Below are 12,471 nucleotides of genomic sequence, written 5' to 3'. Positions count from 1 at the left end.
TTTAATGACAAAAAAACAAGCCAGTACAGACGATTTATTAGCTGTGATTATAAAAGGAATTGATGATGTAAAAGGAGAAAACATCCAACTTCTAGATTTAAGAGAAATTGATAACACTGTATGTGATTATTTTGTAATTTGCTCAGGTAATTCAAATACACAAGTAGATGCTATTTCAGGCTCAATACAAAAGGTTGTAAGTAAAGAACTAAGAGACAAACCTTGGCATGTTGAAGGACAAGGAAATTCGGAATGGGTATTAATGGATTACGTAAATGTTGTTGTACATATTTTTCAAAAACATGTTCGTGAATTTTACGACATAGAAAGTCTGTGGGGAGATGCTAAAATAACTCAAATTAACCCCGCTTAATTAAAAACTGATTGAAACAAATTTTATGAGTGATAAGAAAAAAAACACACCTAAGTTTGGCTTTAACTCCTTTTGGATTTACATTCCAATAGCTTTATTATTCATTGGTCTTAGCTTCTTCAATTCGGGAAGTATGGGATCTAGTGATATTTCTAAAAATGAATTTACCAAGATTTTAAATGAAAATGATATTGAACGAATTTTAGTCGTTAATAAATCATTTGCTGAAATATATATCAAAGAGGAGGCTTCGCAAAAAGATCAACATAAGAAAGTTGTAAATAATCCTTTTCACAGAAAAGGAGCACCTCTTTACACTTATAACTTTGGAGATCTTCAGAACTTCGAAAAAGACTTACAAGAAGCAAAAGTTAAAAACGATTTAAATTTTGACTTAAAAAACAGGGAAAGAACTAGTTTTCTTGATAGTATAATTAGCTTTTTACCTTTCATCCTGCTTATCGTTATTTGGCTTTTCTTTATGAGAAGAATGTCAGGTGCCGGTGGTGGTGCTGGTGGTGGTGGTCAAATTTTCAATATAGGAAAATCTCGTGCTACCTTATTTGATAAAGATACCAAAGTAAAAACTACCTTTAAAAATGTAGCTGGTTTGGAAGGTGCCAAAGAAGAGGTTCAAGAAATTGTTGACTTCTTAAAAAGTCCTGAAAAATATACAAAACTAGGAGGTAAAATTCCTAAAGGAGCTTTATTAGTAGGACCTCCAGGAACGGGAAAAACCTTACTTGCTAAAGCTGTTGCTGGTGAAGCTGGTGTGCCTTTCTTCTCTTTATCAGGTTCTGATTTTGTTGAAATGTTTGTAGGAGTTGGAGCATCACGTGTAAGAGATTTATTCAAACAGGCTCAACAAAAATCTCCTTCAATTATTTTTATTGATGAAATTGATGCTATTGGTAGAGCTAGAGGAAAAAATAGTATGACTGGTGGTAATGATGAACGTGAAAACACACTAAACCAGTTGTTAACCGAAATGGATGGTTTTGGTACAGACACCAACGTAATTGTATTGGCTGCTACAAACCGTGCTGATATTTTAGATAAAGCATTAATGCGTGCAGGTCGTTTTGACAGACAAATTTATGTTGATTTGCCAGATCTAAACGAACGTCAAGAAATTTTTGAAGTACATGTAAAACCTTTAAAATTATCTGATAGTGTAAATGTAGAGTTCCTAGCTCAGCAAACACCAGGTTTTTCAGGTGCTGATATCGCAAATTTGTGTAACGAAGCGGCTTTAATTGCTGCAAGAAACAGTAAAGATTCTATTGAGCATCAAGATTTTTTAGATGCGGTTGATAGAATTGTTGGAGGACTAGAAAAGAAAAACAAGGTAATTACTCCAAAAGAGAAAAAGGTAATTGCATTTCACGAAGCAGGTCATGCTACAGTTAGCTGGATGTTAGAGCATGCAGCACCTTTAGTTAAAGTTACCATTGTACCAAGAGGTCAATCTTTAGGTGCAGCATGGTATCTTCCTGAAGAAAGAAAAATTGTTCAAACTGAACAAATGTTGGACGAGATGTGTGCAACTATGGGAGGTAGAGCAGCTGAGAAATTGGTTTTTGATAAAATTTCAACTGGGGCTTTAAGTGATTTAGAAAAAGTAACTAAACAAGCTAGAGCAATGGTTACTGTGTATGGTCTTAATGACAAAGTTGGTAATATTACTTATTATGATTCTTCAGGTAATGATGCTTTCGTAAAGCCTTATAGTGACTCTACTGCTAAAGTAATTGATGAAGAAATTTCAGAAATTATTGAAGGTCAATATCAAAGAGCTATTAAAATTTTAGAAGAACATAGAGATAAATTAACTTTACTAGCTGAAAGATTGTTAGAAAAAGAAGTTATCTTTAAAGACGATCTTGTAAAAATATTTGGTAAAAGACCATTTGAAAAAGACGAAACAACTGAAACTCAAAATCAAGTAACAGAAGAATAAGTTTTTTGTTTTAATGAATTTTTTTAAAAAATTATTTAAATCATATACCGAATCATCTAAGGAAGAAATTAACCATCAACCGGTTAACCTTTCCTTAGATGATTTGTTTGTACACAATTTTATAAACAAAGGAGGTAAGTTTTTATATTCAACAACGATCGACGAAGTAATTGTAAATCTTGAAAATATCCTTAAGGAAAATAACTGGAAACAGATTACATGTTCCGACTTTGACTTGGTTAAATTGGTACAACAAATTGCTATTAATGTAGAAAGTACTCCTAAACAGTCGGTTCCTTTTTTTACTCCATGTGAGCATTTGATTGCAAACAAAGGTGACATTTTATTTTCCTCAAATCAATTAGGAAGTCATAAAATAACTGAATTACCTGAATGCTTTATTGTTTATGCCACAACGAGCCAATTAGTAAAAAATACTAGTGAAGGTTTAACAGGAATAAAAACACATTTTAGTGGAAACATTCCTACTAATATTAGTTCGGTAACCAATTATACAATACAAAAGAATAATGACGATTTTTTGAATTACGGGAATAGTAATTCTAAAAATCTTTACTTACTTCTTTTTGAAGACTTATAAACTATGCAAAACTTAGTAACAAGAAGTATTTCTGCACTTGTATATGCAGCTTTGTTTATTTCAGCTACTGTTTATTCTTTAGAATCATATACGGTTTTAATTGCCTTATTTTCTGCCGTATGTTTATGGGAGTATAACAAAATAATCAACTTTAAAAGCTTCATTCCTTTTATTATACTTCCATTGGCTATATTTTACCAGAAATCATATTTAACTGATAAAGTAATTATTTTCTTGCTAGCCATTACTCTTTTATGTTCTATTCGATTGATCATAAATCTATATTCGAAAAACGTAAAATACCCACAAAATAATTTTGATAAATTCGACTCTTCTATCAGATACATTATATTTCCTTTCCTATTTTTGATGCAACTACCAATTATAAAAGGGACTTATAACCCTTATTTAGTTATCTATATTATTGTTCTAATTTGGACTAATGATAGTTTTGCTTTTTTAGTTGGGAAAAGCTTTGGTAAAACCAAATTATTTGAAAGTGTATCACCTAAAAAAACAATTGAAGGCTTTATTGGTGGTTTCGCCTTTGCTATTATAGTTGCATGTATTATTAGTTATTATTCTTCATTATTTTCATTAGTTGACTGGATATTGATAGCTATTATTGTTTCGATTTTTGGAACATTTGGAGATCTAGTCGAGTCGAAGTTTAAAAGACAGGCGAATGTTAAGGATAGTGGAACCATTATGCCAGGACATGGAGGCTTACTAGATAGACTAGATAGTTTATTTTTCTTGAGTCCTTTTGTATATTTGTACATCCATTTTATAATGTAATTAACAACTTTTTCGCTTTTATGGTAAATGATGATATTGATGCTAAGTTTAAGGAAGCCTTCGAAAAAGCTTCAAATATGGAAAGTAAACTTCCACCCGATGTAATGTTACGCTTGTATGCTTATTATAAACAAGCAGTAAAAGGAGATCAATTTTCTGTTCATACAGATACAAAAGGGTTGCGAAATGCATTTAAATTTAATGCTTGGATTCAATTAAAAGGGATGAACCCTAATGAAGCTAAAAAAGAATACATAAAACTTGTTAATTCTATTATTGAACAAAACGATTAATATATTTGTTTTTTGATTAACGCTGCGTACCTTTACAGTTATATACTTTTGTAAACTATAAATTAGATCATAAATCAATTATCATGAAAAAACTAGCTTTGTCTTTATTAGTTTGTTTCGCTATGATTCAAATAACCTCTTGTAAAAAAGAAGCTAATAACACTACAGAACAAAAAGAAGTTACTGTTGAAAAAAAACAGGCAGCATTTTCTTTACAAAACGCTGAAAACACCATTAGCTGGACAGCCTATAAAACTACTGATAAAGTACCTGTAAAAGGACACTTTAAAAAAGTAAATATTACTTCAGGTGGTGAAGGTGATACTGCTAAAGAAGCTATTAATAATGCGGAATTCTCTGTTCCAGTTAGTAGTATATTTACTAATGACTCAAGTAGAGATTTTAAGATTAGAAAATTTTTCTTTGGAGTAATGGATAAAACTGAACTATTGTCAGGTAAATTAGTTTTAGAAAATGACTCGATAGGTAACACAGACATCACAATGAATGGTGTTACTAAAAACTTACCTTTTAATTACACGTTAAACGGTAAAACATTTAATTTAAAGGCTACTATGAAAATTGGTGACTGGAAAGCAGAAAAAGCTCTTGATTCTTTAAATACTGTATGTAAAGATTTACATAAAGGTGCTGACGGTGTTTCAAAAACTTGGGACGATGTTGCTATTGAAATTACAACAGTTTTTAAATAACATTTCAAATAACATATATAACAAAGCCTTAGATTAACATCTAAGGCTTTCTTGCTTTTAGAGTGAAGATTAACGGATATAGTTTATCTTTTGTAACGAATTTATTAGCTCCTACTTCAATTAAATTGGGTAATACATTATAAGGACTTTCGTCATGCTCTTTTAAATATTCAATAACTAATCCTTCAGCGGCTAAAGCTGAAACGACATCACCTAAACCATGATTCCATCCATACTCTTTGCTAACAATTTCACTTTCAGAATCCGCGTAAGTACCAGAATACTCTTCATAAATGGCCTCTTCTTGATTGTATCCATATGCTAACTTTGGCTCTTCACCTAAGTAATCAAACATCCAAACGATCGGGTGAAATTCTGCCATAAAAAACACACCTCCATTCTCTAATTGCGATGCTATTACTTTAGCCCATGGTTTTAAATCTGGTAACCAACCAATGGTTCCATAACTTGTAAAAACAATATCGAATTTGTTATTGACATACTTATTTACATCATAAACATTGCAACAAACAAACTCGGCATCTAATTCTAATTCATTATTTAACTCTCTTGCTAACTTAATTCCCTCTTCAGAAATATCAATTCCGGTACATTTGGCCCCCATCCTACTCCAACTTAATGTATCTTGTCCAAAGTGGCATTGTAAGTGCAGTAAACTTTTATCCTTTACATTTCCCAGCGCTTCAATTTCATAATGCATAAGTGAAGTTCTTCCTTTTTTAAAGTCCTCCATCTTATACATATCGCTTTTAGCATGAATTGCTACTTTTTTATTCCATGTTTCCTTATTCACATTAAAATAGTACTGATTAGCTTCCATAGTTTAATAATTTCTATGCAATATACGCTAAGTCATTTAATTTTAACTCTAATTTACATTTCCCATCATTTTCTTTATTGGAGACGAAAGAACAACTACTAATAAACCAATTGTAATGGTTAACACACCAAACCCTGAATATACCGAAACATAAGTGTAAAGCTGATGAAATACGGCTTCCTTGAGTTGAATTTCACTAACCGATAGTCCAGTAACAAATTCAGTAATATCTCCTAGTATACCTCTTGAAAACAGTCCCAAATCTCCATCTGGTACCGAAGTAAGTTTTGCTATTTTCCCTGCAAAATAATGTCCATAAAAATTTGCTGAAAACCATACCCCCATAATAAATGCCAAATATTTCATCGGAGATAGTTCTGTTATCTTAGATAAACCTATAGGAGATAAAAACAACTCACCAATAGTAAGTACAAGATAGCCAGTTATCAAAAAGAGCATTGGAGTTTTTGCCAGTTCATCAACATAATGTCCAGCCATTCCAAAAATGGCAAACCCACCGCCTAAAAAAATCAACCCGAGTCCAAATTTAATTACTGAATTAGGACTTTTATTAATTCTATTTAGACTGGTCCACAACATTGAGAAAGGGATTGCCAATAAAATAATGAATCCGGAATTTATACTATTGGTTTGTGCAGCATTCATCCCAACCAAATTAACATTTCTATCAGCAAATAACGTCAATGAACTTCCTGCTTGTTCAAAAATGGCAGAAAAAAGCGTATAAAGTATTGTAAAGTATATAGCTACCATTAACTTCTTTCTTTCGGAAGAACCCACATTTTTTAGAATATACACTATATACCCTGTTAAAAACAACGTTACTACCCAGACAATATAATGTTCTATTTCGTGAAAGTATACGATACAAGCAAAAACAGGAATAGAGATAATAGCTCCATAAACTATTAAATTCCCTTGGGTAATTCCCATAATCTTTCTATTGTACACACTATCATCAGGAACAAGTCCATGGTTATCGAATACATTTTTATTTAAACCTCCTTTAAAAACGAGTAGACCAAGAAGCATTCCTATACCAGCAAGTACAAATCCAAAATGCCATCCATATAACTCTGCTAACCATGCGCACAATAAAGGAGCCACGGCACCTCCAATATTAATTCCCATGTAGAAAATTGTGAAACCAGAATCTCTACGTGTATCACCTTCTTTATACAGTTTCCCAACAAAAGAAGATATATTAGGTTTGAAAAAACCATTCCCTATAATAATTAAAGACAGCGATCCATAAAAAAATATTGGATGCTCAAATGTTAAAAAAAAATGCCCCAATGCCATCAAAACTCCTCCTAACATTATTGCCTTTCTAAAACCTAATATTTTATCGGCTATCATACCTCCTATCATTGGAGTTACATAAACCAATGACATATAAGCAGCATATACACCAAATGCCATTTGATCTGAGTACAACAAATACTTGGTCATGTATAACACCAATAATGCCCTCATTCCATAAAAAGAAAAGCGCTCCCATAGTTCTGCAAAAAATAAATATAATAATCCTTTAGGATGCCCAAATATGTCGTCTCCTTTTGTGATATTTTGTTCCATTAAATATTGTTTTGGAGCAATATATGTATCGGAAACATCGGGAAGAATTGTTGTTGCAAATTGTGATAAAAAATAACAATTGTGAGTATTTGTAACACTGAAAAACAACCATTTAACAAACTATCAACCGATTATATTAAAATAAAATATTAAGAACTTATAAGCCAAATCACAGTCAATTTTAACCTCTTGTTTCATCCGTAAACGAAACAATTGTCGCGGTATACACCTCATAACTAACAAATTGAATTAACACAGATTATACTACCTCAATTGCTCAATCATTCTCTTTTTAGACATTTTCTTTCTTCTTTAACAATATATAATCATCAAGCATACTACATATCCCTCAAAATGAGGAAACTGACATACCTTTGACTCGTAATTGTTTTAAATGCAATAGATTCCCCAATTATCAATTGCAAATAGTATTAATAGTTTTTTTTCATGATAAGCTATCGAAACTAACATATCACTTGTGATATTCCCCCCAGTAGTTTTGATAGCTTTTTTTATACTTTATTTTAAAACGCCCATTTCTCCATAATTATTTGATGGGTTATAGCCGAACCAACTTTACTTCCTTCCGCTACTGAAACAGCTACTCCGCTCCAACCTGTTTGGGCATCTCCTATTATATACAAACCCTTCACCATCGTTTCTTTATTTTCATCTATAATATAGGCTGACATTCCGAACTTTCCTTCTTCAGTTGGTATCTTCATTTTCTGAGCAAAGCTTGTACTTTCTGAAGAATGAGTATCTGGTAAGAAACCTCCTTCTCTATCTATAGACCTACCTCCTTCTAGCTCAATACTAAGTAACTCTCCTTTTGATGAATGAAGCTTTGTTATTTTATCCTCGATAATATCAATATTTTTTGATTTTAGCTCCTTTTTTAAATCTAAATCGACAACTTTATTTCCATTTGTAAATACAATTACATCATTAGACCAATGAGAAATTACTTTTGAAAACATTGGAGCCTTTGTTGCATCTCCAATTACAGCTAATTTTTTATCCGCCATTTCAAAGCCGTCACAAAACGGGCAAGGATATACCGATTTACCATACACCTCAACCAAACCATCAATACCTATTGACTCAATATTATCTTTATGTCCTGTTGCTATTACAACTCTTTTAGAAGTATATACTTTTGATTCAGTCTTTACTTGAAACCCACCTTCTATTTTTTTCAAGTCAATAGCCTTTTCATTTTTATATGTTACGCTTTTATATTTATTAAGCTGTTGTTTTGCTTCCTTAAAAATTTCCGTAGGATGTTTTCCGTCTTGAGTTAAAAAACCATGAGAATGTTTTGTGACAGCATTTCTAGGTGTTTCTGTGTTTATTACTAAGGCATGTATTCTGCTTCTTCCCAAAACCAACGCAGCACTCATCCCCGCTGGACCACCACCAATCACTATTACCTCAAATTTATTGTTTGCCATGATTAATTTATATCTGTTTACTTACAATAATACCTTAAAAAGTAATTAACAAGGTCTATTTTCAATTCACATTTCAAATATTTAAATAAACTTTAACTATAGAATTCTCCATTTTCATTCATTATTCGGGACTAATTTGAACCAAAAGCCTGATTTAAATCCTGTTGAATTCATTCATCTACAATTCCTTTAGATCGACATACCCCAATCTGTTTTCTCTTTTTGGACATTTTGTTGCGTTTTTATCTTCAGCTATACATCAATAGTACGACATCTGATTTTTAGAAAAATATACAAGGGTATGTTTGCCCCCTTTAATTGTTTTATTACAAACAAGTTACGGCCGGCTATAATTACGTAATTTGATTTTTTCACGTAAGCTAACAAACTAAAACAACCCTTCACTCCCCCCATACATTCGTTGTGGTAGCTTTCTTCGCTTCATCATTAGAAAAACAAGTATTCACTTGTGTGATAAACAATTGAAATAAAAATCAATTTAAACATTTTAACAAACAACATGAGAAAAGTTAAATTAAGTTTAGTCTTATTGACTATTATCTTTACTAATTTAATGTATGCTCAACAGGGGGTTACTCAGCGGGAGAAAGCTCTTATTATTGAGAAGTACAAAAAAGGGAGTAAAAATCATCAGTTTTCAAAGTTAGAACTGAATGTTATTTATGACTATTTAAAAAGTCAGGACACAAAAAAGGTCGATGAAGCCTGTACCAAATTAAACAAACGTAATTTTAAAAAAGAAAGTAAAAATCAAAAAGAAAAAAGAAATGCAACACTAAACACCAGACAGAATAAAGCTCCAATTAGCTTACCAGATAATGCAATTTTTCCAGGAGAATTTGAGGAGATTCAGGGTGTATTTGTTAATTATCCATATTCATGGTGGGACGAAAACGGATCTCTTATATTAACAGAGCATGCCGATGGAGCTCCTTCCTATTCAAAGTTTTTCAGAGAGCTTATTAATGCCATCCAAGAAGCTGGAGTTAAAGTATATATTAATGTTAGAACTCAAGCCGATACAGCTCTTTTAATTAGACATTTTCAAGATAAAGGAACACCTCTTTCTAATTACGAATTTCTAGTAAATCCAACAGATTCATTTTGGACGAGAGATTTTGGTCCGATTAATTTCTATTACGGAGCAGACGACAAAATTGGATGGGTAGACTTAGACTATGGAGGTAGACGTAATGATGATGACTTAACTCCTTTGTGGGCTGAAAAATTCGGAATAGCTCATACGTATATGCCACTTGTATTTGAAGGAGGAAATATAATTATGAACGGTTATAAGTCTTTAACCACTAGCGACAGAGTTTACTTGAATAACAATGAGCATTCTAAAGCTCATGTAGATGCGACATTGAAAGCAGCATTCAATTTAGAAAACTTGAACATGCTTAAGGCGCTAACTTATGATGGTGGAACAGGGCATGTAGATTTATACATTGATATGGTAAATGAAAACCGTTATGTATATACTGAACAACCTTCAGAAATGGCAAACATTCCCGATTATACCGATTATCAGAAAATTATTGATAATGTAGACTATTTATCTACATTAACAAGTCCAGGAGGTACGGGTAAACCATATTTATTTGGTACAGTTCCTTTTCCTACGAAGGATGATGGAACTCAATACGATGATGCATGGGATATATATAATTCTAGTAGAACTTTTAGCAACCATTTAATTGTAAACAAAACCATTATACAACCTGTATTCAATAATGGTCAAACAGGTGACATCGCGTCAGACAATGCTGCTTTGGATATTATCCGTAAAGAATATCCAGGATATACTATTATTCCAATTGATAGTAGAGCTCTTATTGGAACTGGTGGATCAATACATTGTGTTACAAAAGAGTTTCATGCAGAAAATCCATTAAGATTTAAGCATTACCCGTATTACGGTAAAATTGAAAACTGTCGAACTAGCTATCCAATTGATGTTGTTATTACAAATAAGAGCGGCATTAATAAAGCTACGTTATTTTCAAGAGCTAAAGGAAGTTCTAATTGGAACCAAACTAGCATGACAAAAGGTGATAACAACCATTGGACTGCGGATATTACATTGTCATCAGGAACAAATCAAGTTACGGAATACTATATTTCTGCTACTTCGAATAACAATAAAACCATGACATATCCGATGACTGCAGATCAAGGAGGTGCTTTTACCTTTTGGTGCTCTTCTCAAACAGATACAGAAGCTCCTTCTGCTCCGACTAATTTAACTGCTTCCAATATAACTCAAACATCATTGGATTTATCTTGGACAGTATCTACGGATAATGTTGCTGTAACTGGATATGAAATATATCAAGGAAATACGATGATTGGAACCACCGCAGCTATTGCTTCTTTTCCTGTTAGCAATTTAACTCCAAATACGTCCTACTCATTTTATGTAAAAGCAAAGGACGCAGCTGGAAATATATCAGCTTCAAGTAATGTTATAAATGTTACAACGAAAGAGGACAATACAAATCCTAACGACTGTTCTAACATACCAAACTATCAAGGTAATGTGAACTATACAAATGGAGACAGAGTTGTTTATCAAAATAAGGTTTACGAAATGATTAATAATCAATGGGTATTCCAATTTGATTGTGATGCTACTCCAGTTGATACTGAAGCTCCAACTGCACCAAGTAATTTAAGTTCTGAAAACATCACTGAAACGAGTGTCGATTTATATTGGACAGCATCAACAGATAATACTGCTGTAGTAGCTTATGATATTTACCAAGATAATAGTTTGATAGGGAGTACGACCTCATCTACTACTTCCTTCAATGTTTCTAATTTATCAGAAAATACCAGTTATAGCTTCTTTATTAAAGCAAGAGATGAAGCTGGGAACGTTTCTTCTTCGAGTAATACCATCTCAGTTAAAACGCTTGGTACCATTACAAATCCAAATGATTGTAGTGTAATTCCCGATTATCAAAGTGGAACAACATACAACAATGGAGATCGTGTGGTATATGCCAATAAGGTATATGAAATGACCAACGGTCAATGGATTTATTTATTCGATTGTAATGCAACGTCTGATACACAAGCACCCACAGCACCTAACAACTTAAATGCATACAATATTACTGAAACAACTTTGGAGTTATCTTGGAATGCTTCAAATGATAATGTAGCTGTCACGGCTTATAGTATTTATCAAGGAAATACACTTATTGGAGAGAATTCTTCAGGTACAAACACTTCCTTTAGTGTTAATAACCTTACTGAAAACACCTCATATAGTTTTACAGTTTACGCGAAAGATGATGCTGGCAATGTTTCACCTGCAAATAACACGATTACAGCAACAACTTTGAGTTCCACAACTGATCCTAACGATTGTAGTAATATTCCAAATTATCAAAGTGGAAGAACCTATTACAATGGTGATCGCGTAGTTTACTACGGTCAAGTTTATGAAAAGATAAATGGACAATGGACATATTTATTTGATTGTACTTCTTCTTATAGAACTGCAACATCAAATACCAAGTCTAATACTACTATTTATCCAAATCCTGTAGAATCGAAATTCTCAGTAGCTTCTGACCAATCAATAAAAGGAGCATCTTATGTTATTTTCGATGGAAATGGTAGAAAACTAAAATCAGGTAAATACCAATCGGATATTAACGTTCAGGAATTGAATCTAATTTCAGGAACTACTTATTACATCAAATTTTATTTGAATAATGAGATAATCGAAAAGAAGTTTATAAAGAAATAACCCTTCTTACTTTTTATAGTAGAGCCTATGCATCGTATAACGGTGTATAGGTTTT

General features: G+C 32.3%; 10 protein-coding genes. 7 read left to right on the top strand and 3 right to left on the bottom strand.

What is annotated here, in order from left to right; genetic code table 11:
* The first annotated feature begins 4 nt into the window (after positions 1–4).
* From rsfS to ACKTTV_RS16270, 6 genes are all read left to right on the top strand, one after another.
* A complete protein-coding gene (gene rsfS, locus ACKTTV_RS16295) occupies positions 5–373 on the top strand; it encodes a ribosome silencing factor (RefSeq protein ID WP_408031928.1) in 369 nt (122 codons plus the stop codon).
* Between the two features lie 25 nt (positions 374–398).
* Positions 399–2,333, top strand: coding sequence for an ATP-dependent zinc metalloprotease FtsH (ftsH, locus tag ACKTTV_RS16290; RefSeq protein ID WP_408031927.1), 1,935 nt, complete (start codon positions 399–401; stop codon positions 2,331–2,333).
* 13 nt (positions 2,334–2,346) lie between these two features.
* The gene (locus ACKTTV_RS16285) at positions 2,347–2,934 is read left to right on the top strand and encodes an LUD domain-containing protein (RefSeq protein ID WP_408031926.1); all 588 of its coding nucleotides are present in this window, start codon (positions 2,347–2,349) and stop codon (positions 2,932–2,934) included.
* A gap of 3 nt (positions 2,935–2,937) precedes the next feature.
* Positions 2,938–3,732: a phosphatidate cytidylyltransferase gene (locus ACKTTV_RS16280; protein ID WP_408031925.1), complete on the top strand. Its 795-nt coding sequence runs from the start codon at positions 2,938–2,940 to the stop codon at positions 3,730–3,732.
* A gap of 20 nt (positions 3,733–3,752) precedes the next feature.
* The gene (locus ACKTTV_RS16275; protein WP_408031924.1) at positions 3,753–4,025 is read left to right on the top strand and encodes an acyl-CoA-binding protein; all 273 of its coding nucleotides are present in this window, start codon (positions 3,753–3,755) and stop codon (positions 4,023–4,025) included.
* 83 nt (positions 4,026–4,108) lie between these two features.
* Entirely contained in the window at positions 4,109–4,738 is a 630-nt protein-coding gene (locus tag ACKTTV_RS16270) for a YceI family protein (RefSeq protein WP_408031923.1), read from the top strand.
* 40 nt (positions 4,739–4,778) lie between these two features.
* On the opposite strand, the gene ACKTTV_RS16265 is transcribed toward ACKTTV_RS16270, so the two are convergent.
* The 3 genes from ACKTTV_RS16265 to ACKTTV_RS16255 form a co-directional block, all read right to left on the bottom strand.
* On the bottom strand, positions 4,779–5,579 hold the full coding sequence (locus ACKTTV_RS16265; protein ID WP_408031922.1) for a class I SAM-dependent methyltransferase: 801 nt from the start codon (positions 5,577–5,579) through the stop codon (positions 4,779–4,781).
* A 48-nt stretch (positions 5,580–5,627) separates the two neighbouring features.
* Positions 5,628–7,178 (bottom strand): peptide MFS transporter, encoded by a 1,551-nt coding sequence (locus ACKTTV_RS16260; RefSeq protein ID WP_408031921.1) that lies wholly within the window; start codon positions 7,176–7,178, stop codon positions 5,628–5,630.
* Positions 7,179–7,702: 524 nt separating this feature from the next.
* A complete protein-coding gene (locus ACKTTV_RS16255; protein ID WP_408031920.1) occupies positions 7,703–8,632 on the bottom strand; it encodes an NAD(P)/FAD-dependent oxidoreductase in 930 nt (309 codons plus the stop codon).
* 520 nt (positions 8,633–9,152) lie between these two features.
* Here ACKTTV_RS16255 and ACKTTV_RS16250 point away from each other — a divergent pair.
* Positions 9,153–12,416: an agmatine deiminase family protein gene (locus ACKTTV_RS16250; RefSeq protein ID WP_408031919.1), complete on the top strand. Its 3,264-nt coding sequence runs from the start codon at positions 9,153–9,155 to the stop codon at positions 12,414–12,416.
* Positions 12,417–12,471 lie beyond the last annotated feature (55 nt).

Origin of the sequence: Tenacibaculum xiamenense, from assembly GCF_964513065.1 — a bacterium.
In the GTDB taxonomy this organism is placed as follows: Bacteria; Bacteroidota; Bacteroidia; order Flavobacteriales; family Flavobacteriaceae; genus Polaribacter; species Polaribacter xiamenense.
Note: the sequence above shows the minus strand (reverse complement) of the source record. Positions and strands in the feature narration are given on the sequence as shown.

Excerpts from the sequence above, each read along its gene's own strand:
- rsfS (WP_408031928.1), top strand. The coding sequence starts at position 5 with ATGACAAAAAAACAAGCCAGTACAGACGATTTATTAGCTGTGATTATA.
- ftsH (WP_408031927.1), top strand. The coding sequence starts at position 399 with ATGAGTGATAAGAAAAAAAACACACCTAAGTTTGGCTTTAACTCCTTT.
- ACKTTV_RS16285 (WP_408031926.1), top strand. The coding sequence starts at position 2,347 with ATGAATTTTTTTAAAAAATTATTTAAATCATATACCGAATCATCTAAG.
- ACKTTV_RS16280 (WP_408031925.1), top strand. The coding sequence starts at position 2,938 with ATGCAAAACTTAGTAACAAGAAGTATTTCTGCACTTGTATATGCAGCT.
- ACKTTV_RS16275 (WP_408031924.1), top strand. The coding sequence starts at position 3,753 with ATGGTAAATGATGATATTGATGCTAAGTTTAAGGAAGCCTTCGAAAAA.
- ACKTTV_RS16270 (WP_408031923.1), top strand. The coding sequence starts at position 4,109 with ATGAAAAAACTAGCTTTGTCTTTATTAGTTTGTTTCGCTATGATTCAA.
- ACKTTV_RS16265 (WP_408031922.1), bottom strand. The coding sequence starts at position 5,579 with ATGGAAGCTAATCAGTACTATTTTAATGTGAATAAGGAAACATGGAAT.
- ACKTTV_RS16260 (WP_408031921.1), bottom strand. The coding sequence starts at position 7,178 with ATGGAACAAAATATCACAAAAGGAGACGACATATTTGGGCATCCTAAA.
- ACKTTV_RS16255 (WP_408031920.1), bottom strand. The coding sequence starts at position 8,632 with ATGGCAAACAATAAATTTGAGGTAATAGTGATTGGTGGTGGTCCAGCG.
- ACKTTV_RS16250 (WP_408031919.1), top strand. The coding sequence starts at position 9,153 with ATGAGAAAAGTTAAATTAAGTTTAGTCTTATTGACTATTATCTTTACT.